The sequence below is a fragment of the Campylobacter sp. CFSAN093233 genome (assembly GCF_011068165.1).
Lineage (GTDB): Bacteria > Campylobacterota > Campylobacteria > Campylobacterales > Campylobacteraceae > Campylobacter_D > Campylobacter_D jejuni.
Window position 1 is genome coordinate 191,617 of the sequence record NZ_JAAMWY010000005.1, and the last position, 22,708, is coordinate 214,324.

Here is a 22,708-nt window from a genome sequence, read left to right on the forward strand (position 1 = left end):
AAAATATATTAAAATTTATTTTTGACATTTTTAGAAAAAGGAATGATGATGAAAATTCTTATTAGCGGTGGTGCAGGTTATATAGGTTCTCATACTTTAAGACAATTTTTAAAAACAGATCATGAAATTTGTGTTTTAGATAATCTTTCTAAGGGTTCTAAAATCGCAATAGAAGATTTGCAAAAAATAAGAGCTTTTAAATTTTTCGAACAAGATTTAAGTGATTTTCAAGGCGTAAAAGCATTGTTTGAGAGAGAAAAATTTGACGCTATTGTGCATTTTGCAGCAAGCATTGAAGTTTTTGAAAGTATGCAAAATCCTTTAAAATATTATATAAACAACACTGTTAATACGACAAATCTCATCGAAACTTGTTTGCAAACTGGAGTAAATAAATTTATATTTTCTTCAACGGCAGCCACTTATGGCGAACCACAAACTCCTGTTGTGAGCGAAACAAGCCCTTTAGCACCTATTAATCCTTATGGGCGTAGTAAGCTTATGAGTGAAGAGGTTTTGCGTGATGCGAGTATGGCAAATCCTGAATTTAAGCATTGTATTTTAAGATATTTTAATGTTGCAGGTGCTTGTATGGATTATACTTTAGGACAACGCTATCCAAAAGCAACATTACTCATAAAAGTTGCAGCTGAATGTGCCGCAGGAAAACGTGATAAACTTTTCATATTTGGCGATGATTATGATACAAAAGATGGTACTTGCATAAGAGATTTTATCCATGTAGATGATATTTCAAGTGCGCATTTAGCGGCTTTGGATTATTTACAAGAGAATGAAAGTAATGTTTTTAATGTAGGTTATGGGCATGGTTTTAGCGTAAAAGAAGTGATTGAAGCGATGAAAAAAGTTAGTGGAGTGGATTTTAAAGTAGAACTTGCCCCACGCCGTGCAGGTGATCCTAGTGTGTTGATTTCTGATGCAAGTAAAATCAGAAATCTTACTTCTTGGCAGCCTAAATATGATGATTTAGAGCTTATTTGCAAATCTGCTTTTGATTGGGAAAAACAGTGTTAAAAAAACTTTTTTTTATTTTAAGCAAGGAAGATAAAAATTTTTTATTTTTCTTGCTTGTTTTTTCAATATTTGTTTCTTTTATAGAAACTTTTGCAATTTCTTTAGTAATGCCTTTTATCACTTTGGCTAGTGATTTTTCTTATTTTGATCGTAATAAATATTTAATCAGCCTAAAAGAATATCTTAATATCCCTGTTTTTGAAATCATTGTTTATTTTGGAGTGGGGCTTATTGTTTTTTATGTGTTTAGAGCTTTGTTAAATGCGTATTATTTTCATCTTTTGGCAAGATTTTCTAAAGGGCGTTATCATGCGATCGCTTATAAGGTTTTTTCTAAATTTTTAAATATTAATTATGAAAAATTTACTCAAAAAAATCAATCTGAAATTTTAAAGTCTATTACAGGAGAAGTTTATAATCTAAGCACTATGATTTCATCATTTTTGCTTTTGATGAGTGAAATTTTTGTAGTGCTTTTGCTTTATGCTTTAATGCTTTTGATTAATTATAAAATCACTTTATTTTTAAGTATTTTTATGGTGTTAAATGCCTTTATTTTAGTGAAAATTTTAAGCCCTATCATTAAAAAAGCAGGAGCAAGACGCGAAGAAGCGATGAAAAATTTCTTTGAAATTTTAAATACAAATTTAAATAATTTCAAATTTATTAAGCTTAAAACCAAAGAAGATGGAGTATTAAGTCTTTTTAAAGCGCAAAGTGAAGCTTTTTCTAAAGCAAATATTACCAACGAAAGCGTAGCTGCGGTGCCTAGAATTTATCTTGAAGGAATAGGTTTTTGTGTACTTGTTTTTATCGTGGTATTTTTGGTGTTGAAAAATGAAAGTGATATTTCAGGTATTTTATCCACGATTTCTATTTTTGTTTTAGCGCTTTATCGCTTAATGCCAAGTGCAAATCGTATTATTACAAGTTATCATGATTTGCTTTATTATCATTCTTCTTTGGATATTATTTATCAAAATTTAAGACAAGAAGAAGAAAATTTGGGCGAGGAAAAATTAAGCTTTAATCAAGAGCTTAAAATTTGCAATCTTAGCTTTGGTTATGAGGGAAAAAAATATTTATTTAAAAATCTTAACTTAAATATTAAAAAAGGCGAAAAAATCGCTTTTATAGGGGAGAGTGGTTGTGGAAAAAGTACCTTAGTAGATCTTATCATAGGACTTTTAAAACCAAAAGAAGGGCAAATTTTAATTGATGAGCAAGAATTAAATGCAAATAATACAAAAAATTATCGCCAAAAAATAGGCTATATCCCGCAAAATATCTATCTTTTTAATGACAGTATAGCTAAAAATATCACTTTTGGAGATGCGGTTGATGAAGAAAAACTTAATAGGGTTATCAAACAAGCAAATTTAGAGCATTTTATAAAAAATTTACCTCAAGGAGTGCAAACAAAAGTGGGCGATGGGGGGAGTAATTTAAGCGGGGGACAAAAACAACGCATAGCTATAGCAAGAGCTTTATATTTAGAGCCTGAAATGTTAGTGCTTGATGAAGCAACTTCTGCGCTTGATACTCAAAGTGAAGCAAAAATTATGGATGAAATTTATAAAATTTCTAAAGATAAAACCATGATTATTATCGCACATCGCCTTTCTACGATAACACAATGTGATAAGGTTTATCGTTTAGAACACGGTAAGCTTAAAGAGGAGAAATGATGAAAATAAGCTTTATTATCGCAACTTTAAATTCAGGAGGTGCTGAGCGTGCTTTAGTAACCTTAGCTAATGCACTTTGCAAAGAGCATGAAGTAAGTATTATTAAATTTCATGCAGGAGAATCTTTTTATAAGCTTGAAAATGAAGTTAAAGTTACAAGTTTGGAACAATTTAGATTTGACACGCTTTATCATAAAATCGCAAGTCGTTTTAAGAAATTTTTTGCTTTAAGAAAGGCTTTGAAAGAAAGTAAGGCTGATGTTTTTATTTCTTTTTTGGATACGACTAATATTGCTTGTATTGCTGCGAAAATAGGGCTTAAAACTCCACTCATTATAAGTGAGCATAGTAATGAAGCGTATTTAAAACCTAAAATTTGGCGTTTTTTAAGAAGGGTAAGCTATCCTTTTTGTGATGCTTTAAGTGTGCTTGGAAGCAGTGATAAGGTGTATTATGAAAGATTTGTAGAAAGGGTTAAGCTTTTATTAAACCCTTGTCATTTTAGCGATGAAATTTCTTTTGATTCTAGTTTTGAAAAGGAAAATTTGGTTCTTTTTATAGGGCGTTTAGATCACAACAAAAACCCTGTAATGTTTTTAAAAGCTATAGCGCATTTGGATAAAAATTTACAAGAAAATTATAAATTTGTTATAGCAGGAGATGGACAGTTAAGACAAGAACTTGAATACAAGGTAAAATCTTTAGGAATAAAAGTTGATTTTTTAGGACGCGTTGAAAATGTCAAGGCTCTTTATGAAAAAGCAAAAGTGCTTTGCCTTTGTTCTTTTGTAGAGGGTTTGCCAACGGTTTTAATTGAAAGTTTGTATTTTGAGGTTTGTAGAATTTCAAGTTCTTATTATAATGGTGCTAAGGATTTAATCAAAGATAATCATGATGGGCTTTTGGTAGATTGTGATGATGAAATAGCACTTGCTAAAAAACTTGAACTTGTTTTAAATGATGAAAATTTTAGAAAAGAACTTGTAAATAATGCCAAACAAAGGTGTAAAGACTTTGAAATTTCTCATATCAAAGAAGAATGGCTTAAGCTTATAGCCGAGGTTAAAAATGCCTAAACTTTCTGTTATAGTACCAACTTTTAATCGTCAAGTTTTGTTAGAAAAGGCTATTAAAAGCATACAAAATCAAGATTTTAAAGATTTAGAAATTATTGTAAGCGATGATAATTCTAGCGATGATACTAAAAGTGTGGTGCAAAATTTACAAAAAGATGATGATCGCATTAAGTATTTTTTAAATCAAAATTACAAACAAGGTCCAAATGGCAATAAAAACAATGGCTTAGATCAAGCAAGTGGCGAGTTTGTAACTTTTTTAGATGATGATGATGAGCTTTTATCCGGGGCTTTAAGTACCTTGATGCAAAAAGCAAATGAGGGTTATGCTCATGTTTTTGGAAATTGTTTGATAGAAAAAGAAGGAAATTTAAGCAAGGAATTTAGCGGCAAGGGCTTGGAAAAAGATAGTGAAATTTCTAAAAAAGATTTTTTAATGGCTAAATTTAGCGGAGAGTTTTTTTCTGTTTTTAAAAAATCCCTACTTGAAAATAAGCGTTTTAATGAAGAATTTTATGGCAATGAAGCCACGCTTTGGGTAAATTTATACAAAGAAAAAAGTTTTTATATCCATAAGGCTTTTAGGATTTATAGAATTTTTAGGCAAGATAGCGTGACTTTAGGGGCGAGTAAAAATGCTTATAGGGTGTATTTGGGATATTTAGAGCTTGCTAAAATTTTAGAAAATGAACTTAGAATGAGTAAGGATAAAGATTATAAAAAAACTTGTGCGAGTTATTATAAAATGGCAGCTTATTATGCAAAACTTGCAAAAAATTATAAAGCCCTTTATAAATGTTTGTTTAAAAGCCTAAGTATAAAAATCAACGCTCCTGCTTTGATATTACTCATTTTAAGTATAATTCCAAATAATATGATTGAAAAATTATCAAAAATTCGGGTGGCTTTATGCAAAAATTAGGCATTTTTATTTATTCTTTAGGAAGTGGTGGTGCTGAAAGAGTTGTGGCGACTTTATTGCCTATTTTAAGTTTGAAATTTGAAGTGCATTTGATCTTGATGAATGATAAAATTTCTTATGAAATTCCAGAGTGTCAAATTCATTTTTTAGAATGTTCAAAACCTAGTGAAAATCCTATTTTGAAATTTTTAAAACTACCTTTTTTGGCTTTAAAATACAAAAAACTTTGCAGAAATTTAGGTATTGATACAGAATTTGTTTTTTTAAATCGACCTAATTATATAGCTTTAATGGCAAGAATGTTTGGAAACAAAACTCGCCTTGTGATCAATGAATGCACTACGCCAAGTGTGATGTATATGAAAAATAATTTTAATTCTTTGGTAAATAAATTTTTAATTTCTTTGCTTTACCCAAAAGCTGATTTAATCTTGCCTAATTCTAAGGGAAATTTAGAAGATTTAGTGCAAAATTTTAGTATAAGTCCAAAAAAATGTGAAATTTTATACAATGCCATCGATTTAGAAAACATAGGGCAAAAAGCCCTTGAAGACATAGCTTTAAAAGATAAATTTATTTTAAGTGTAGGCAGGCTTGATAAAGGTAAAAATCATGCTTTATTAATTCGTGCTTATGCGAGATTGAAAACAGATTTAAAGCTTGTGATTTTAGGTGAAGGTGTGCTTAAGGATGAGCTTTTAGCTTTGATTAAAGAATTAAATTTGGAAGAAAAGGTTTTGCTTTTAGGATTTGATAATAATCCTTATAAATACATGGCTAAATGCGAATTTTTTGCTTTTGCTTCTGTGTTTGAAGGTTTTTCAAATGTTTTAATCGAAAGTTTGGCTTGTTCTTGTGCGGTGGTTTGCACTGATCATAAAAGTGGTGCAAGAGAGCTTTTTGGCGATGATGAATTTGGACTTTTAGTAGAAGTAGATAATGAAAACTCTATGTTTCAGGGTTTAAAAACTATGCTTGAAGACGATAAATTAAGAAAAGCGTATAAAAACAAAGCTAAAACTAGGGCTAAAGCCTTTGATAAAGTAAAAATTGCACGCGATGCTTTGAAATATTTATTAGGATAAAAGATGTTGAAAAAAGAGTATTTAAAAAACCCTTATTTAGTTTTGTTTGCGATGATTGTATTAGCTTATGTTTTTAGTGTATTTTGCAGGTTTTATTGGGTTTGGTGGGCAAGTGAGTTTAACGAGTATTTTTTCAATAATCAATTAATGATCATTTCAAACGATGGCTATGCTTTTGCTGAGGGCGCAAGAGATATGATAGCAGGTTTTCATCAGCCTAATGATTTGAGTTATTATGGATCTTCTTTATCTACTCTTACTTATTGGCTTTATAAAATCACACCTTTTTCTTTTGAAAGTATCATTTTATATATGAGTACTTTTTTATCTTCTTTGGTGGTGATTCCTATTATTTTACTAGCTAATGAATACAAACGCCCTTTAATGGGCTTTGTAGCTGCTCTTTTAGCAAGTGTAGCAAACAGTTATTATAATCGCACTATGAGTGGGTATTATGATACGGATATGCTGGTAATTGTTTTACCTATGTTTATTTTATTTTTTATGGTAAGAATGATTTTAAAAAAAGACTTTTTTTCATTGATTGCCTTGCCATTATTTATAGGAATTTATCTTTGGTGGTATCCTTCAAGTTATACTTTAAATGTAGCTTTAATTGGACTTTTTTTAATTTATACACTTATTTTTCATAGAAAAGAAAAGATTTTTTATATAGCTGTGATTTTGTCTTCTCTTACTCTTTCAAATATAGCATGGTTTTATCAAAGTGTCATTATAGTAATACTTTTTGCTTTATTTGCTTTAGAGCAAAAACGCTTAAATTTTATGATTATAGGAATTTTAGGTAGTGCAACTTTGATATTTTTGATTTTAAGCGGTGGGGTTGATCCCATACTTTATCAGCTTAAATTTTATATTTTTAGAAGTGATGAAAGTGCGAATTTAACACAGGGCTTTATGTATTTTAATGTTAATCAAACCATACAAGAAGTTGAAAATGTAGATTTTAGCGAATTTATGCGAAGAATTAGTGGTAGTGAAATTGTTTTCTTGTTTTCTTTGTTTGGTTTTGTATGGCTTTTGAGAAAACATAAAAGTATGATTATGGCTTTACCTATATTGGTGCTTGGGTTTTTAGCCTTAAAAGGAGGACTTAGATTTACCATTTATTCTGTACCTGTAATGGCTTTAGGATTTGGTTTTTTATTGAGCGAGTTTAAGGCTATATTGGTTAAAAAATATAGCCAATTAACTTCAAATGTTTGTATTGTTTTTGCAACTATTTTGACTTTGGCTCCAGTATTTATCCATATTTACAACTATAAAGCGCCAACAGTTTTTTCTCAAAATGAAGCATCATTATTAAATCAATTAAAAAATATAGCCAATAGAGAAGATTATGTGGTAACTTGGTGGGATTATGGTTATCCTGTGCGTTATTATAGCGATGTGAAAACTTTAGTAGATGGTGGAAAGCATTTAGGTAAGGATAATTTTTTCCCTTCTTTTTCTTTAAGTAAAGATGAACAAGCTGCAGCTAATATGGCAAGACTTAGTGTAGAATATACAGAAAAAAGCTTTTATGCTCCGCAAAATGATATTTTAAAATCAGACATTTTACAAGCCATGATGAAAGATTATAATCAAAGCAATGTGGATTTATTTCTAGCTTCATTATCAAAACCTGATTTTAAAATCGATACACCAAAAACTCGTGATATTTATCTTTATATGCCCGCTAGAATGTCTTTGATTTTTTCTACGGTGGCTAGTTTTTCTTTTATTAATTTAGATACAGGAGTTTTGGATAAACCTTTTACCTTTAGCACAGCTTATCCACTTGATGTTAAAAATGGAGAAATTTATCTTAGCAACGGAGTGGTTTTAAGCGATGATTTTAGAAGTTTTAAAATAGGCGATAATGTGGTTTCTGTAAATAGTATCGTAGAGATTAATTCTATTAAACAAGGTGAATACAAAATCACTCCAATTGATGATAAGGCTCAGTTTTATATTTTTTATTTAAAGGATAGTGCTATTCCTTACGCACAATTTATTTTAATGGATAAAACCATGTTTAATAGTGCTTATGTGCAAATGTTTTTTTTGGGAAATTATGATAAGAATTTATTTGACTTGGTGATTAATTCTAGAGATGCTAAAGTTTTTAAACTTAAAATTTAAGGGTTGAAAATGAGAATAGGATTTTTATCACATGCAGGAGCGAGTATTTATCATTTTAGAATGCCTATTATAAAAGCGTTAAAAGATAGAAAAGACGAAGTTTTTGTTATAGTGCCGCAAGATGAATACACGCAAAAACTTAGAGATCTTGGCTTAAAAGTAATTGTTTATGAGTTTTCAAGAGCTAGTTTAAATCCTTTTGTGGTTTTAAAGAATTTTTTTTATCTTGCTAAGGTTTTGAAAAATTTAAATCTTGATTTTATTCAAAGTGCGGCACACAAAAGCAATACTTTTGGAATTTTAGCAGCAAAATGGGCAAAAATTCCTTATCGTTTTGCCTTAGTAGAAGGCTTGGGATCTTTTTATATAGATCAAGGTTTTAAGGCAAATTTAGTGCGTTTTGTTATTAATAGTCTTTATAAATTAAGTTTTAAATTTGCACACCAATTTATTTTTGTCAATGAAAGTAATGCTGAGTTTATGCGGAATTTAGGACTTAAAGAAAATAAAATTTGCGTGATAAAATCTGTAGGGATCAATTTAAAAAAATTTTTTCCTATTTATGTAGAATCGGAAAAAAAAGAGCTTTTTTGGAAAAATTTAAACATAGATAAAAAACCCATTGTACTTATGATAGCAAGAGCTTTATGGCATAAAGGTGTAAAAGAATTTTATGAAAGTGCTACTATGCTAAAAGACAAAGCAAATTTTGTTTTAGTTGGTGGAAGAGATGAAAATCCTTCTTGTGCGAGTTTGGAGTTTTTAAACTCTGGCGCAGTGCATTATTTGGGTGCTAGAAGTGATATCGTAGAACTTTTGCAAAATTGTGATATTTTTGTTTTGCCAAGCTATAAAGAAGGCTTTCCTGTAAGTGTTTTGGAGGCAAAAGCTTGTGGTAAGGCTATAGTGGTGAGCGATTGTGAAGGTTGTGTAGAGGCTATTTCTAATGCTTATGATGGACTTTGGGCAAAAACAAAAAATGCTAAGGATTTAAGCGAAAAAATTTCACTTTTATTAGAAGATGAAAAATTAAGATTAAATTTAGCTAAAAATGCCGCCCAAGATGCTTTACAATACGATGAAAATAATATCGCACAGCGTTATTTAAAACTTTATGATAGGGTAATTAAGAATGTATGAAAAAGTTTTTAAAAGAATTTTTGATTTTATTTTAGCTTTAGTACTTTTAGTGCTTTTTTCTCCGGTGATTTTAATCACTGCTTTACTTTTAAAAATCACTCAAGGAAGTGTGATTTTTACCCAAAATCGTCCCGGGTTAGATGAAAAAATTTTTAAAATTTATAAATTTAAAACCATGAGCGATGAAAGAGATGAAAAGGGTGAGTTATTAAGTGATGAATTGCGTTTGAAAGCTTTTGGAAAAATCGTTAGAAGCTTAAGTTTGGATGAGCTTTTGCAACTTTTTAATGTTTTAAAAGGGGATATGAGTTTTGTGGGACCTAGGCCTCTTTTGGTTGAGTATTTGCCTCTTTACAATAAAGAGCAAAAATTGCGTCATAAAGTGCGTCCAGGTATAACAGGATGGGCGCAGGTAAATGGTAGAAATGCTATTTCTTGGCAGAAAAAATTTGAACTTGATGTGTATTATGTGAAAAATATTTCTTTTTTACTTGATTTAAAAATCATGTTTTTAACAGCCTTAAAGGTTTTAAAACGAAGTGGGGTAAGCAAAGAAGGACATGTTACAACGGGGAAATTTAATGGCAAGAACTGAAAAAATTTATATTTATGGTGCTAGTGGTCATGGGCTTGTTTGTGAAGATGTGGCTAAAAATATGGGTTATAAAGAATGTGTTTTTTTAGATGATCTTAAAGGAATGAAATTTGAAAGCACCTTGCCAAAATATGATATTTTTATAGCCATAGGAAACAATGAAATTCGAAAAAAGATTTATCAAAAAATTTTAGAAAATGGCTTTAAAATCGTTAATCTTATCCATAAAAGCGCACTTATAAGTCCTAGTGCAAGTATAGAAGAAAATGCAGGAATTTTAATCATGCCTTACGTGGTAATTAATGCTAAAGCCAAAATAGAAAAAGGCGTGATTTTGAATACTTCAAGTGTGATTGAACATGAATGTGTGATAGGGGAATTTTCTCATGTGAGTGTAGGGGCTAAATGCGCAGGTAATGTAAAAATTGGTAAAAATTGTTTTTTAGGGATTAATTCTTGTGTTTTGCCTAATTTAAGCTTAGCAGATGATAGTATTTTAGGTGGTGGAGCAACTTTAGTTAAAAATCAAGATGAAAAAGGTGTTTTTATAGGAATACCTGCAAAAAGGATGTAAATTGCATTTTAATAACAATCTTGTTGTTCACTATATAGTAAATCCTTCGCCTTTGGGGTGGATTGTCATTAATTTACTAACCATATGTCTAATATGCTACATATTTCCTTTGAAAAATTCTTTAAAACACAAAAAACTTTTTAGTCTTAAAGCAAATGTAAATTCTAAAAATAGTAGGATTATAAAATATACAGGTATTGCTGCTTTTTTGGGTGGATTAATAGGAATTTGGTATAATTTTGAAGGTTTTTATCAACTTCTTTTTTTCTTTGAATTAGAAAATGAAAATTTAAAAACACTTTGGAGTTTGCAAGTATCAGTTTCTTCTGTGATAACAGGTATGTTATTATTGTTGATATATGTTATAAATTTAGCAATAGTTTGTGAAAATGGAATTTATATAGTTAGTAAATTTAATCTTTTTTATATGTATTTTATAAAACGAGAAGATTTAGAAATTGTTAAAATAGAAAAAATGAAATTTTTAAATCAAGTTGAAGTTTGTTTTGTTATCAAAACAAAAAATAAAATACTCCTTAAATGCTTTGAAAGTATTTATAAAAAAGAAGACTTAGAAAAGCTTAAAAATTGGTATGAAAACAAGCTTTGACTATAAAAAGAATTTAAATATTTGAATCTTTGTAAATTTTTTTAGGTAAAATAGAGTCAATTTATAAAAATTTTGTTTTACACAAAGGATAAATCATGAGATTTTTTCTTTCTCCTCCGCATATGGGTGGTAATGAATTAAAATACATAGAAGAAGTTTTCAAAAGCAATTATATAGCACCTTTGGGTGAATTTGTAAATCGCTTTGAACAAAGTGTCAAGGCTTACAGTAAAAGTGAAAATGCCTTAGCTTTAAATTCAGCCACAGCGGCTTTGCATTTAGCTTTAAGGGTGGCAGGGGTAAAACAAGATGATATTGTTTTGGCTTCTTCTTTTACTTTTATCGCTTCAGTAGCACCTATTTGTTATCTTAAAGCAAAACCTGTATTTATAGATTGTGATGAAACTTATAATATCGATGTAGATTTATTAAAGCTTGCTATTAAAGAATGTGAAAAAAAACCAAAAGCATTGATTTTAACTCATCTTTATGGCAATGCGGCTAAAATGGATGAAATTGTTGAAATTTGCAAAGAAAATGAAATTGTTTTAATCGAAGATGCTGCTGAAGCTTTAGGAAGTTTTTATAAGAATAAAGCTTTAGGAACTTTTGGAGAATTTGGAGCTTATTCTTATAATGGCAATAAAATTATCACCACTTCAGGTGGAGGTATGCTTATAGGAAAAAATAAAGAAAAGATTGAAAAAGCAAGATTTTATAGCACTCAAGCTAGGGAAAATTGTTTGCATTATGAACATTTAGATTATGGTTATAATTACCGCTTAAGCAATGTTTTAGGAGCTATTGGCGTAGCGCAAATGGAGGTTTTAGAACAAAGAGTGCTTAAAAAAAGAGAAATTTATGAGTGGTATAAAGAATTTTTAGGAGAGTGTTTTAGCTTTTTAGATGAATTAGAAAATTCAAGAAGCAATCGCTGGTTAAGTACAGCTTTGATTGATTTTGATAAAAATGAACTTAATTCTTGTCAAAAAGATATAAATATCAGTCAAAAAAATATTACTTTGCATCCAAAAATTTCAAAACTCATAGAAGATTTGAAAAATGAACAAATAGAAACAAGACCATTATGGAAAGCTATGCACGCTCAAGAAGTATTTAAAGGAGCTAAGGCTTATCTTAATGGCAATAGTGAGTTATTTTTCCAAAAAGGAATTTGTTTGCCAAGTGGTACGGCGATGAGTAAAAATGATGTTTATGAAATTTCAAAACTGATCTTAAAGAGCATAAAGGCTTAAAATGATTTTTTATAAAAGCAAAAGATTAGCATTTTTTTTAATTTCAGATATTGTTTTAATTTTACTTAGCGTTTATCTGGCTTTTTCTTTGAGATTTAGTGGAGATATTCCGAGCATTTTTTATTATGGTATGATGGTTTCTGCTATTATTTTGCTTGTTTTAAAACTTTCATTTTTATTTGTTTTTAGAATTTACAAAGTAGCTTGGAGATTTTTTTCTCTCAATGAAGCAAGAAAAATTTTTATTGCTTTGCTTTTAGCTGAGTTTTGTTTTTTTCTTATTTTTTATTTTTTTAGTGATTTTTTTAATCCTTTTCCAAGAAGTGCTATTGTGATAGATTTTGTTCTTTCTTATATGTTTATAGGTACTTTAAGAATTAGCAAAAGAATGCTTGTGGATTTTAAACCTTCTAAAATGAAAGAAGAAGAAACTCCTTGTATTGTAGTAGGGGCAACTTCTAAGGCTTTGCATTTGTTAAAAGGTGCAAAAGAAGGTTCTTTAGGGCTTTTTCCTGTGGGTGTAGTTGATGCGAGAAAAGAGCTTATAGGGACTTATTGTGATAAATTTGTTGTAGAAGAAAAAGAAAGAATAAAATCTTATGTAGAACAAGGGGTAAAAACTGCCATTATTGCTTTAAGACTTGAACAAGAAGAGCTTAAAAAACTTTTTGAAGAACTTGTAGCTTATGGTATTTGTGATGTAAAAATATTTTCTTTTACAAGAAACGAAGCAAGAGATATCAGTATAGAAGACTTGCTTGCTAGAAAACCAAAAGATTTAGATGATAGTGCTGTGGCGGCTTTTTTAAAAGACAAGGTAGTTTTGGTAAGTGGAGCAGGTGGAACTATAGGCAGTGAACTTTGTAAGCAATGTATTAAATTTGGTGCTAAGCATCTTATTATGGTTGATCATAGTGAGTATAATCTTTATAAGATCAATGATGATTTAAATTTATATAAAGAAAAAATTACTCCTATTTTACTGAGTATTTTAGATAAGCAAAGTTTAGATGAGGTATTAAAAACTTATAAACCTGAGCTTATTTTACATGCAGCCGCTTATAAACATGTGCCTCTTTGCGAACAAAATCCACATTCAGCAGTAATCAATAATATTTTAGGAACTAAAATTTTATGCGACAGTGCTAAAGAAAATAAAGTAGCTAAATTTGTGATGATAAGTACAGATAAAGCAGTGCGACCAACAAATATTATGGGTTGCACTAAAAGAGTTTGTGAGCTTTATACTTTAAGTATGAGTGATGAAAATTTTGAAGTTGCTTGTGTGCGTTTTGGTAATGTTTTAGGTTCTAGTGGTAGTGTGATACCGAAATTTAAAGCACAAATTGCCAATAATGAGCCTTTAACTTTGACGCACCCTGATATAGTGCGTTATTTTATGCTTGTGGCTGAGGCAGTGCAACTTGTTTTACAAGCTGGAGCTATCGCAAAAGGGGGAGAACTTTTTGTTTTGGATATGGGTAAGCCTGTGAAAATCATAGATTTAGCTAAAAAAATGCTTTTACTTTCTAATCGCAATGATTTAGAAATTAAAATCACAGGCTTAAGAAAAGGTGAGAAGCTTTATGAAGAGCTTTTGATTGATGAAAATGATGCTAAAACGCAATATGAGAGTATTTTTGTAGCAAAGAATGAGAAGGTTGATCTTGATTGGCTTAATAAAGAGATAGAAAATTTACAAATATGTGAAGATATTTCAGAGGCTTTATTAAAGATTGTACCTGAATTTAAACACAATAAAGAAGGTGTATAATGTATATAAAAGATATACAAAGATTTGAAGATAATCGCTATCGTGCTAGAGCTTATATGAGTTATATTTTAACAAGAAATCTGCCTAATAAACTTCCTGATATTCACCTTGAAACGATTAAAACAGCTTTGGATAAAATAGCTCATGAAGTTGTTGTTTTTGATGCTTTGTATATTTTAGATATTTCAGGTATGCAAATAGAAAATGCGATTTCCTTAAATAAAGCTCATGAAATAGGGCAGGGTGAGGATAGAAGTACTCGTTCTTATTTTTATAGAGCTGTAAAATTAAGACGATGTGTTTTGAGCGATCCTTATCCTTCGGTTTTAAATAATGAGCTTTGCGTGACAGCTTCTATGCCAATTTACGATGATAAAAATAACTTGCTTTTTGTTGTTTGTATTGATATCAAGCTTGAAGATATTTTAAAGATTATTCAAGCAGGAAAATTTGAATTTGTTTTTACTCAGTTTAGTCGTTTGGTATATTTTTGCTTCGCACTGGTTTTATTTGTGATTACTTGTTTTTTATTTCAAAAAGGTTTTTTTAGTCTTTTTGATAATCAAGCTATAGGTATAGAACATATGTTTGAAAGTACCATCGCTATAACTTTGGCTTTAGCTATTTTTGATTTGGCAAAAACTTTGATCGAACAAGAAGTATTAGGAAGGACGAAAAAAGAAGAAGGTGGAATTCAAAAAACTATGGTGAGATTTTTGGGTTCTATTATCATTGCTTTAGCTATAGAAGCTTTGATGTTGGTATTTAAACTTGCTATTGGTGATCTTTCTCAGATGATTTATGCGATTTATCTTATCGGTGGAGTGAGCTTGCTTCTTTTAGGTTTAAGTGTATATTTATTTACGGTTAAGTATAAAAATAATAATATTTGAGTAAAAATTTAAGTAAAAGATGATATAATGCTGTTTTTTAAAATTTTTTAGCTTGATTAATAAGGCTAAAAAGGGTAAAATAAAACTATAAAAACTTTGAAAGGACGAAATTGTGAAATTGTTAGTTGTTGATGACAGTTCTACTATGAGAAGGATTATTAAAAATACCCTAACAAGACTTGGACACGATGATGTTTTAGAAGCTGAGCATGGCGTTGAAGCTTGGGATTTATTAACTAAAAATGAAGATGTAAAAGTTTTAATTACAGATTGGAATATGCCAGAAATGAATGGCTTGGAGTTGGTAAAAAAAGTAAGAGCAGAGAAAAAATATGAAGATATGCCTATCATCATGGTTACAACTGAGGGCGGAAAAGCTGAAGTGATTACTGCTTTAAAAGCTGGCGTAAATAACTATATTGTAAAACCTTTTACTCCACAAGTTTTAAAGGAAAAACTTGAAGATGTTTTAGGAACAGGAAGTGGAGAAGGTGCAGCTGAGTAAAGGCTGATTTTTAAAATTCTAAATGCAAAAAAAATATTATGAATTGTTCTTTATCGTAGAAGAGCAGTATAAAAATTTATTTCTTGATTTTGCTTTTGATTTAGGTATAGAAGCCATAGAAGAGAAAGATAATGGTGTTTACATTAGATCCCATGAGAGTTTAGAAGAGTTTTCATGGGCACTTGAAATATTTGCTCAAAAACTTACAACTACTTTCAATTTAAATCATAAAATTATTTCTAATTTAAGTCTTGTAGAGAAAGAAAACAAGGACTGGATACAAGAATATAAAAAAGGCATAAAACCTATCTTAGTGGATAATGTTTACATCCATACAACTTGGCAAGAAGAAAAGAAGAATTGTATAAATATAAAGATTAATCCAGCCTTAGCCTTTGGCTCAGGACATCACGAAAGCACATATTCTTGTGTAAAATTTTTACAAAAATTTTCTAAAAGTAAATTAAGAGCTTTAGATCTTGGTTGTGGTAGTGGAATTTTGGGTATTATTATGGCAAAGTTTGGCTGTAATGTTGAAATTTGTGATACTGATGAGTTGGCTATTGATAGTTCTTTAGAAAATGCAAGATTAAATGGTGTCGATTTTCACAAGGCTTGGTGTGGATCTATAGATAAAGCAAATGGTTTATATAATCTAATTGTTGCAAATATCATTGCAGATGTGATTTTAATTTTAGAAAAAGATATTAAAAACCATTTAGAAGATAATGCTATACTTATTTTGTCAGGAATTTTAGATAAATATTCAACAAGAATTAAAGAAAAATTTCAAGATTTGGAACTCATTGATGAAATGCAAATCAATGAGTGGTGTAGTTTTGTATATAAAAATAATAAAAAAGGATAAGTAATGAATAATAATACCCCAAATAATAAGGGTAATCCGCAGGGTAATAATTTTTTTAACAAAAATCCCATTTTTATTTTTGCGATTTTTGCAATTGTAATGATAATTATTTTTAAGGGATTTTTTGATGGCAATGGTTCTTTTGGCGGGGCATTGAATGGCAATGAAGTAAATAAAAATGTCCCTTATTCTGAGTTAAAAAAGCTTATTGAAAGTGGACAAATCAATCAAGTTAGTATAGGACAAACAACAATCAAAGCGATTTCAAGCTCTCACAATACTGTTTATACAGCAAAAAAAGTTAATGATCCTGAGCTTGTGAGTTTACTAGATAGTAAAAATATCGCTTATGGTGCGTATTCTGAAACAAATTGGTTTACGGATATACTTTTTTCATGGGTTTTGCCAGTATTTATTTTCTTTGGTATTTGGATGTTTTTGGCAAGTCGTATGCAAAAAAATATGGGAAGTTCTATATTGGGTATAGGAAGTTCTAAGAAGCTTGTAAATTCAGAAAAACCTAAAGTAAAATTTAGCGATGTAGCTGGTGTTGAAGAAGCTAAAGAAGAAGTAAAAGAAATTGTAGATTTTTTAAAGTATCCTGAAAGATATATTAAATTGGGAGCTAAAATTCCAAAAGGGCTTTTACTTGTTGGGCCTCCAGGTACAGGAAAAACTTTGCTTGCAAAAGCAGTTGCAGGTGAAGCTGATGTGCCGTTTTTTAGTGTTTCAGGTTCATCTTTTATAGAAATGTTTGTGGGTGTAGGTGCTTCTCGTGTGAGAGATTTGTTTGAAAATGCAAAAAAAGAAGCTCCTGCTATTGTTTTTATAGATGAAATAGATGCTATTGGTAAAAGTCGTGCAGCAAGTGGCATGATGGGTGGAAACGATGAAAGAGAGCAAACTTTAAATCAGCTTTTGGCTGAAATGGATGGCTTTGGGACAGAAAGTTCCCCAGTCATTGTTTTAGCAGCAACAAATCGCCCAGAAGTTTTAGATGCAGCGCTTTTAAGACCAGGAAGGTTTGATAGACAAGTTTTAGTTGATAAACCTGATTTTAAAGGTAGGTGTGATATTTTAAAAGTACACATGAAAGATGTCAAAATATCCCCAAAAGTTAAAGTAGAAGATATAGCACGTTTAACCGCAGGACTTGCAGGAGCTGATCTTGCAAATATTATTAATGAAGCAGCACTTTTAGCGGGTAGGGATTCTAAAAAATATGTAGAACAAAATGATTTAGTTGAAGCTGTTGAAAGAGCTATAGCAGGACTTGAGAAGAAATCACGTCGTATTAATGAAAAAGAAAAGAAAATTGTTACTTATCATGAATGTGGTCATGCCTTGATTGCTGAAACTACCAAAGGTGCAAAGCGTGTAAGTAAAGTTTCTGTGATTCCACGTGGTCTTGCGGCTTTAGGATACACATTAAACACCCCTGAAGAAAATAAATTTTTAATGCAAAAACATGAACTTATCGCTGAAGTAGATGTACTTTTGGGTGGTCGTGCGGCTGAAGAAGTATTTATAGGTGAAATTTCAACGGGTGCAAGTAATGATTTAGAAAGAGCAACCGATATCATAAAAGCTATGATTTCTATGTATGGTATGAGTGAAATTGCAGGACTTATGGTGCTTGAAAAACAAAGAAATACTTTCTTAAGTGGTGGGCAAACTATAAAAGACTATTCTGAAAAGATGGCAGAATCTTTAGATGATTATGTAAAGAAAACCTTAGATGAACGCTATAAAGATGTTAAAGATACTTTAAATACTTATAAGGGAGCGATTGAGACTATGGTTGCAGCCCTTTATGAAGAAGAAACTATTGAAGGTAATAAAGTGCGTGAGATTATTAAAGAGTTTGAGGATCAAAATGGTTTACCAACTCGTTTACAAGAACTCGAAGAAGTTAAAACTGAAGTTAAAGTAGAAGAATGAAAGATTTTATTGCAAAAGATGGATATTTAAGTCTTATTATTTTAAGCTTAATTTTTATTTTTGTGTGGATTTTTTATTCTTTTTCCATCTTGCTATTAGCATTAATTGTAATTTGTATTTTTCTTTTTAGAGCGCCCAAAAGAGAACTTGTTTGTAGTGATGAAAAAGCTATTTTTGCACCTATGGATGGTAGGGTTACTAAAATAGAAAATATTCATCATAAAGATTTGGGTGAATGTGTTGAAATTACTATTAAAAATGCTCTTTATGATGCTGGGAATTTTAATACACCTTTTGCAATGTCTATAATAGATATTCGTTTACGACATGGGCTTTTTTTGTGCAGTGAATTAAAATCTGCAAAAATGATGAATGAAAGAGCTTTTATTTTGGCAAAAGTTAAAGAGAATAAAACGATAGCCTTGCGAATCTATGCAGGTTCTTTTGATAGAAAATTAAAGCTTGATAATATTTCTCATGATTTAAAAGCAGGAGATAGAATGGGTTTTTTAATTAATGGCTCTATAAGTTTACTTTTACCAAAAGATACTAGAATTCATATAGGCTTAAATGATGAAATTAAAGCAGGTTCATTGCTAGGCTATTTTGCGTAAGGAAAAATAATGAATAACAGACCGCAACTAATTTATATTTTACCCAATCTTTTTACAGCTGCTTCAGCTTTTTTAGGGGTTATTTCTATTATAGCTTCAATACATGGAAATTATTATACAGCTTTGATTTATATTATTTTATCTTTGATTTGCGATGGGCTTGATGGCCGTGTTGCAAGACTTACAAATTCTACTTCAAAATTTGGAGTAGAATTTGATTCTTTGGCTGATCTAGTAGCTTTTGGAGTTGCTCCAGCGGTTCTTTTTTATATGGCGATAGGTTATGATTTTGGAAAACTTGGATCTTTGATTACAGCTTTTTTTGTGGTTTTTGGAGCTATTCGTTTGGCGAGATTTAATGTTACCACAGGCACTTATGAACCCTCCGTTTTTATAGGTCTTCCTATACCTACTGCAGCAGTTGTGAGTGCTATATGGACTTATGCGTTTATCAGTTATGATTTTTTAAAGCCTTATGGCGTAGTTTTTTTGGTGCTTCAAGCAATTTTAGGGCTTTTAATGGTAAGTAATATACGTTATCCTAGTTTTAAAAAGCTTGATTTTAATCGTTCTAGTGTTTTAAAAGTTTTGATTATTTTAATTATAATATTTTCATTTTTATATCTTTACCCTCTTGAAAGTTTAGTAATTTTAGCAAGCTTGTATGTGCTTTATGGAATTATTCGGGTTTTATATACCATTATCGTTTCAAAATTTAAGATAAGAAATCAAGAGTAAAATTTTTCAATGACTTCGCATTCTTCTTGAGTGAAGCCAGCTTTGATTCTTGCTTGAATGTTAAGTTTTTTTCCCGCAAGAGAGAATTGTTTAAATGTTTTGCAAAGCTCAATAAAATCATACCTGTTTTGATTTGCAAATTTCCACCAAGTATCTCCTTTTTTAACGTGTTTTATTTCATCATTAAGTATAATTTCAAGATATTCCATTAGAAGATTTTTAATGGAATGATTGGAACTTTGAAGTTTTTGAACAACAAAGGGGTTGGCATCAAGCCCTTTAGCTTCTAAACCTCTATGAACTACTCCCATTCTAAAGCTTAAAGAGTCTTTTGTAGCTTCTAGAGCAGATTCTAAATTATCATGCACTGGAAAATTTCCATATTTGTAACTAAGTTCTTTAAGTGCTGAATTTAAAAGTTTGAAATGTTTAATTTCCTCATCTGCTACCTCCAGCCAATCGTAATAAAATTGCAAAGGTAGATTTTTAAAGCGATAACTCGCATCTAAAGCCAGGTTAATTGCATTAAATTCTATATGAGCGACTGAATGAATTATTTTAGCAAGCGCATGAGTTGAATTGACAAATTTAGGCCTTCTTATACGCGTAGGATGAAGCAAGGTAATTTGTTGTGATGTATTTTTTTTGAAAATGCTTTGATGCTCGTGATTAAAAATCAATTTGTGGCTTTTAAAGTCTTCATAAAAATTTTGAAAAGAGTGAAATTTTATAGTTATATTTTTTTCATATAAAATATCTTGAAGTTCTTGAAAAAATTCTTTTTGCATTTAAAACTTTCTTGAAAATTATAAAAATTTATCATTTAAAATTGAAAATTTAATTATATAATATAAAAATTATTTTACAAGGGTAGATCATGAAAGAATTAAATGAAGAAGAAAAAAAAGTAATTTTAAATAAAGGAACAGAAGCTCCTTTTAGTGGGAAATATAATGATTTTTATGAAAAAGGAATCTATCAATGCAAGCAATGTGGAGCTTCGCTTTATAAATCCGAAGATAAATTTAAATCAGGTTGTGGATGGCCTAGCTTTGATGATGAAATAAAAGGGGCTGTTAAAAGAATTCCTGATAAAGATGGGATTAGAACCGAGATTGTATGTGCAAATTGCAATGGACATTTAGGTCATGTTTTTGAAGGAGAAGGATTTTCTGCTAAAAATGTAAGACATTGTGTAAATTCTATTTCTTTGGAATTTGTAAAAACTAAGGATTGATAGTGTTTTCTAGTATGGGTTCTGAGCTTTATTTGATGTTTTTTGCTGCAATTACTTTACTTGCTATATTAAATCCTTTTGGTAATTTAACTCAATTTTTGGCTATGAGTGATGGATTGCCTTTAATGCTTCGAAAAAAACTTTTTAGAACTATTCTCTATACAGCTTTTACTATAGTTTTGGTGTTTTTATCATCAGGACCTTTATTTATGAACTATATTTTTAGAGTTTCATTGGATGATTTAAGGGTTTCTGGTGGTTTGGTTCTTATTATAATGGCTATTAAAAATTTACTTTTTTCAACAAAAATTGCAACTAAGGATTTTAGTTCTTATCAAGATATGGATGATAAGGAAATTTTAAGACAGAGTTTAATACCTATGGCATTTCCTATGCTTGTTGGGCCTGGAACTTTAGCTAGCGTTATTGTTATAGCCGAAGATGGTGGGCTTGATGTTGCTCTTGGTGGGGTGATGATAGCTTTTATTTTTATGTTTATACTTTTTCATTTTGCAGCTACTATAGAAAAAATAGTTGGAAAACTGATTTTACATGTTTTTTCTCGTATAGCACAAGTATTTATTGCTGCTATGGGGTTTAAGATGATTATTATAGGTTTAAAGGATATATTTAACTTATAAATTAATATAATTTTAAGTAAATAATACTATATAAACTATGATATAATTTTAAAATAATTTATTATTAAAAAGGTGAGTTTTATGTTTGGTGCTAAGAAAAATAATACTGAAATAATTGAACAACTTGAAAAAAAGTGTAATGGTTTAGAAGATATTTTAAGATCTATTGGGAATACTATGGCGGTAATTGAATTTACCACCGATGGCGTTATTTTAGAGGCAAATCAAAATTTTTTAACAACTATGAAATACTCCCTTTCAGAGATCAAGGGTAAGCATCATAGTATGTTTTGTTTGCCTGAAGTTGTTAATTCTTCAGCATATAATGATTTTTGGAAAGATTTAAGAGATGGAAAAGCTAGAAGTGGTCTTTTTAGACGTATAGCTAAGGGAGGGATAGATGTTTATTTAGAAGCAAATTATCTTCCAATTAGTGATAATAATGGTTATGTTTATAAAATTATTAAATTTGCCAATGATATAACTCAAAGACATTATGAAATGCTTGATCTTAGAAATACTATTGCTGCTGCTAATCGTTCTATGGCTATTATTGAATTTAAACCTGATGGGACTATTATTACGGCTAATGAAAATTTTTTAAGAACTATGGATTTTAATATTGATGAGATTAAAGGAAAGCATCATAGCATGTTCTGTGATTCTAATTATAGACACTCTAAGGACTATGTTCAATTTTGGGAAGATTTAAGAGAGGGCAAATTTCAATCAGGTAAATATATAAGATACGGAAGAAATAATAAAAAAGTATACCTTGAAGCAAGTTATAATCCGGTTAAAAATGATGATGGAAAAATTTACAAGGTTATTAAATTTGCTACAGATATAAGCGAACAAGTTAAAAAAGATCAAGAAAAACTTTGCCTCATAAGCGAACTTGCAGAAAAAAATGATAATCTTACTCAAGATGGAGATCGTGTAATTGAAAACACTGTTTCAAATGTTCAGAATATTGCTGATATGATGTCTCAAAGTTCAAATCTTGTTTCCTCATTAAATCAACAATCAGATGAAATTAAATCTATTATTCAGACTATTAGTGATATCGCTGATCAAACTAATCTGCTTGCTTTAAATGCTGCTATTGAGGCAGCACGTGCTGGTGAACATGGTAGAGGCTTTGCTGTTGTTGCTGATGAAGTAAGAAATTTAGCTGAAAGAACAGGGCATTCGGTTAATGAAATTACCACTACGATTAATTCTATTCGTAATGTTACATCACAAGTGGTTGAGAGTATTAAAAGCGGTTTAGAGGATGTTAATCAGAGTGTTGAACTTGCAAAAGAAGCAAGAGAGTGTATGGAGAAAATTCGTGAAAGCTCTGCTGAAGTTGCTAAAGCGATGTCATAA

Annotated in this window: 22 protein-coding genes; 21 read left to right on the forward strand and 1 reads right to left on the reverse strand. The window is 30.1% G+C overall.

Annotation, left to right across the window (positions count from 1 at the left end; translation table 11 throughout):
• Window positions 1-48: 48 nt before the first annotated feature.
• From galE to pssA, 18 genes are all read left to right on the forward strand, one after another.
• Window positions 49-1,035: a UDP-glucose 4-epimerase GalE gene (galE, locus tag FBF15_RS03830; protein ID WP_052775086.1), complete on the forward strand. Its 987-nt coding sequence runs from the start codon at window positions 49-51 to the stop codon at window positions 1,033-1,035.
• Window positions 1,029-2,723 (forward strand): ABC-type lipopolysaccharide transporter PglK, encoded by a 1,695-nt coding sequence (gene pglK, locus FBF15_RS03835; RefSeq protein WP_165434572.1) that lies wholly within the window; start codon window positions 1,029-1,031, stop codon window positions 2,721-2,723. The genes galE and pglK overlap by 7 nt, the downstream gene beginning before the upstream one ends.
• Window positions 2,720-3,799, forward strand: a complete 1,080-nt coding sequence (pglH, locus tag FBF15_RS03840) for a GalNAc-alpha-(1->4)-GalNAc-alpha-(1->3)-diNAcBac-PP-undecaprenol alpha-1,4-N-acetyl-D-galactosaminyltransferase (RefSeq protein WP_072233186.1) — start codon at window positions 2,720-2,722, stop codon at window positions 3,797-3,799. The genes pglK and pglH overlap by 4 nt, the downstream gene beginning before the upstream one ends.
• Entirely contained in the window at window positions 3,792-4,721 is a 930-nt protein-coding gene (pglI, locus tag FBF15_RS03845; protein WP_002852770.1) for a GalNAc(5)-diNAcBac-PP-undecaprenol beta-1,3-glucosyltransferase, read from the forward strand. Before pglH ends, pglI begins: the two co-directional genes overlap by 8 nt.
• Entirely contained in the window at window positions 4,709-5,806 is a 1,098-nt protein-coding gene (pglJ, locus tag FBF15_RS03850) for an N-acetylgalactosamine-N,N'-diacetylbacillosaminyl-diphospho-undecaprenol 4-alpha-N-acetylgalactosaminyltransferase (protein WP_002852870.1), read from the forward strand. Before pglI ends, pglJ begins: the two co-directional genes overlap by 13 nt.
• Before the next feature lie 3 nt (window positions 5,807-5,809).
• Window positions 5,810-7,951, forward strand: coding sequence for an undecaprenyl-diphosphooligosaccharide--protein glycotransferase (gene pglB / locus FBF15_RS03855; protein ID WP_038817080.1), 2,142 nt, complete (start codon window positions 5,810-5,812; stop codon window positions 7,949-7,951).
• Window positions 7,952-7,960: 9 nt separating this feature from the next.
• Window positions 7,961-9,091 (forward strand): N,N'-diacetylbacillosaminyl-diphospho-undecaprenol alpha-1,3-N-acetylgalactosaminyltransferase, encoded by a 1,131-nt coding sequence (pglA, locus tag FBF15_RS03860; RefSeq protein ID WP_032586283.1) that lies wholly within the window; start codon window positions 7,961-7,963, stop codon window positions 9,089-9,091.
• Window positions 9,084-9,686, forward strand: coding sequence for an undecaprenyl phosphate N,N'-diacetylbacillosamine 1-phosphate transferase (gene pglC / locus FBF15_RS03865; RefSeq protein WP_038817081.1), 603 nt, complete (start codon window positions 9,084-9,086; stop codon window positions 9,684-9,686). The genes pglA and pglC overlap by 8 nt, the downstream gene beginning before the upstream one ends.
• A complete protein-coding gene (gene pglD, locus FBF15_RS03870) occupies window positions 9,673-10,260 on the forward strand; it encodes a UDP-N-acetylbacillosamine N-acetyltransferase (protein WP_038817082.1) in 588 nt (195 codons plus the stop codon). The genes pglC and pglD overlap by 14 nt, the downstream gene beginning before the upstream one ends.
• Window positions 10,244-10,870 (forward strand): hypothetical protein, encoded by a 627-nt coding sequence (locus tag FBF15_RS03875; protein WP_237973765.1) that lies wholly within the window; start codon window positions 10,244-10,246, stop codon window positions 10,868-10,870. The genes pglD and FBF15_RS03875 overlap by 17 nt, the downstream gene beginning before the upstream one ends.
• A 95-nt stretch (window positions 10,871-10,965) precedes the next feature.
• Complete coding sequence (gene pglE / locus FBF15_RS03880) at window positions 10,966-12,126, forward strand: UDP-N-acetylbacillosamine transaminase (RefSeq protein WP_038817083.1); 1,161 nt, start codon at window positions 10,966-10,968, stop codon at window positions 12,124-12,126.
• A 1-nt stretch (window position 12,127) separates the two neighbouring features.
• Entirely contained in the window at window positions 12,128-13,900 is a 1,773-nt protein-coding gene (gene pglF / locus FBF15_RS03885; protein WP_038817084.1) for a UDP-N-acetylglucosamine 4,6-dehydratase (configuration-retaining), read from the forward strand.
• On the forward strand, window positions 13,900-14,793 hold the full coding sequence (locus FBF15_RS03890; RefSeq protein ID WP_002852871.1) for a PDC sensor domain-containing protein: 894 nt from the start codon (window positions 13,900-13,902) through the stop codon (window positions 14,791-14,793). The genes pglF and FBF15_RS03890 overlap by 1 nt, the downstream gene beginning before the upstream one ends.
• A gap of 112 nt (window positions 14,794-14,905) precedes the next feature.
• The gene (locus FBF15_RS03895; RefSeq protein ID WP_002866134.1) at window positions 14,906-15,298 is read left to right on the forward strand and encodes a chemotaxis response regulator CheY; all 393 of its coding nucleotides are present in this window, start codon (window positions 14,906-14,908) and stop codon (window positions 15,296-15,298) included.
• A gap of 22 nt (window positions 15,299-15,320) precedes the next feature.
• Window positions 15,321-16,166 (forward strand): 50S ribosomal protein L11 methyltransferase, encoded by an 846-nt coding sequence (locus tag FBF15_RS03900; RefSeq protein ID WP_002852657.1) that lies wholly within the window; start codon window positions 15,321-15,323, stop codon window positions 16,164-16,166.
• A 3-nt stretch (window positions 16,167-16,169) separates the two neighbouring features.
• Window positions 16,170-18,107: an ATP-dependent zinc metalloprotease FtsH gene (gene ftsH / locus FBF15_RS03905; protein ID WP_002882927.1), complete on the forward strand. Its 1,938-nt coding sequence runs from the start codon at window positions 16,170-16,172 to the stop codon at window positions 18,105-18,107.
• Complete coding sequence (locus FBF15_RS03910) at window positions 18,104-18,721, forward strand: phosphatidylserine decarboxylase (protein ID WP_002866132.1); 618 nt, start codon at window positions 18,104-18,106, stop codon at window positions 18,719-18,721. The genes ftsH and FBF15_RS03910 overlap by 4 nt, the downstream gene beginning before the upstream one ends.
• Window positions 18,722-18,730: 9 nt before the next feature.
• Window positions 18,731-19,459 carry a CDP-diacylglycerol--serine O-phosphatidyltransferase gene (gene pssA / locus FBF15_RS03915; protein ID WP_002859122.1) on the forward strand — a complete coding sequence of 243 codons (729 nt, stop codon included), beginning with the start codon at window positions 18,731-18,733 and terminating at the stop codon, window positions 19,457-19,459.
• Here the strand turns inward: pssA and FBF15_RS03920 are convergent.
• Window positions 19,450-20,247: a ferritin-like domain-containing protein gene (locus FBF15_RS03920; protein WP_002870128.1), complete on the reverse strand. Its 798-nt coding sequence runs from the start codon at window positions 20,245-20,247 to the stop codon at window positions 19,450-19,452. The two genes, pssA and FBF15_RS03920, sit on opposite strands and share 10 nt — an antisense overlap.
• An 89-nt stretch (window positions 20,248-20,336) precedes the next feature.
• Between FBF15_RS03920 and FBF15_RS03925 the strand changes: the two genes are divergently transcribed.
• From FBF15_RS03925 to cetZ, 3 genes are all read left to right on the forward strand, one after another.
• Window positions 20,337-20,696 (forward strand): methionine-R-sulfoxide reductase, encoded by a 360-nt coding sequence (locus FBF15_RS03925; protein ID WP_002826104.1) that lies wholly within the window; start codon window positions 20,337-20,339, stop codon window positions 20,694-20,696.
• A gap of 14 nt (window positions 20,697-20,710) precedes the next feature.
• Window positions 20,711-21,337 (forward strand): MarC family protein, encoded by a 627-nt coding sequence (locus tag FBF15_RS03930; protein ID WP_072233188.1) that lies wholly within the window; start codon window positions 20,711-20,713, stop codon window positions 21,335-21,337.
• Between the two features lie 81 nt (window positions 21,338-21,418).
• Window positions 21,419-22,708 carry an energy taxis response protein CetZ gene (gene cetZ / locus FBF15_RS03935; protein WP_002882925.1) on the forward strand — a complete coding sequence of 430 codons (1,290 nt, stop codon included), beginning with the start codon at window positions 21,419-21,421 and terminating at the stop codon, window positions 22,706-22,708.

Excerpts from the sequence above, each read along its gene's own strand:
- cetZ (WP_002882925.1), top strand. The coding sequence starts at position 21,419 with ATGTTTGGTGCTAAGAAAAATAATACTGAAATAATTGAACAACTTGAA.
- pglA (WP_032586283.1), top strand. The coding sequence starts at position 7,961 with ATGAGAATAGGATTTTTATCACATGCAGGAGCGAGTATTTATCATTTT.
- pglI (WP_002852770.1), top strand. The coding sequence starts at position 3,792 with ATGCCTAAACTTTCTGTTATAGTACCAACTTTTAATCGTCAAGTTTTG.
- ftsH (WP_002882927.1), top strand. The coding sequence starts at position 16,170 with ATGAATAATAATACCCCAAATAATAAGGGTAATCCGCAGGGTAATAAT.
- FBF15_RS03910 (WP_002866132.1), top strand. The coding sequence starts at position 18,104 with ATGAAAGATTTTATTGCAAAAGATGGATATTTAAGTCTTATTATTTTA.
- FBF15_RS03900 (WP_002852657.1), top strand. The coding sequence starts at position 15,321 with ATGCAAAAAAAATATTATGAATTGTTCTTTATCGTAGAAGAGCAGTAT.
- FBF15_RS03925 (WP_002826104.1), top strand. The coding sequence starts at position 20,337 with ATGAAAGAATTAAATGAAGAAGAAAAAAAAGTAATTTTAAATAAAGGA.
- galE (WP_052775086.1), top strand. The coding sequence starts at position 49 with ATGAAAATTCTTATTAGCGGTGGTGCAGGTTATATAGGTTCTCATACT.
- pglC (WP_038817081.1), top strand. The coding sequence starts at position 9,084 with ATGTATGAAAAAGTTTTTAAAAGAATTTTTGATTTTATTTTAGCTTTA.
- FBF15_RS03930 (WP_072233188.1), top strand. The coding sequence starts at position 20,711 with ATGGGTTCTGAGCTTTATTTGATGTTTTTTGCTGCAATTACTTTACTT.
- pglF (WP_038817084.1), top strand. The coding sequence starts at position 12,128 with ATGATTTTTTATAAAAGCAAAAGATTAGCATTTTTTTTAATTTCAGAT.
- pglB (WP_038817080.1), top strand. The coding sequence starts at position 5,810 with ATGTTGAAAAAAGAGTATTTAAAAAACCCTTATTTAGTTTTGTTTGCG.
- pglE (WP_038817083.1), top strand. The coding sequence starts at position 10,966 with ATGAGATTTTTTCTTTCTCCTCCGCATATGGGTGGTAATGAATTAAAA.
- FBF15_RS03920 (WP_002870128.1), bottom strand. The coding sequence starts at position 20,247 with ATGCAAAAAGAATTTTTTCAAGAACTTCAAGATATTTTATATGAAAAA.
- pglH (WP_072233186.1), top strand. The coding sequence starts at position 2,720 with ATGATGAAAATAAGCTTTATTATCGCAACTTTAAATTCAGGAGGTGCT.
- pglD (WP_038817082.1), top strand. The coding sequence starts at position 9,673 with ATGGCAAGAACTGAAAAAATTTATATTTATGGTGCTAGTGGTCATGGG.
- pssA (WP_002859122.1), top strand. The coding sequence starts at position 18,731 with ATGAATAACAGACCGCAACTAATTTATATTTTACCCAATCTTTTTACA.
- FBF15_RS03890 (WP_002852871.1), top strand. The coding sequence starts at position 13,900 with ATGTATATAAAAGATATACAAAGATTTGAAGATAATCGCTATCGTGCT.
- pglJ (WP_002852870.1), top strand. The coding sequence starts at position 4,709 with ATGCAAAAATTAGGCATTTTTATTTATTCTTTAGGAAGTGGTGGTGCT.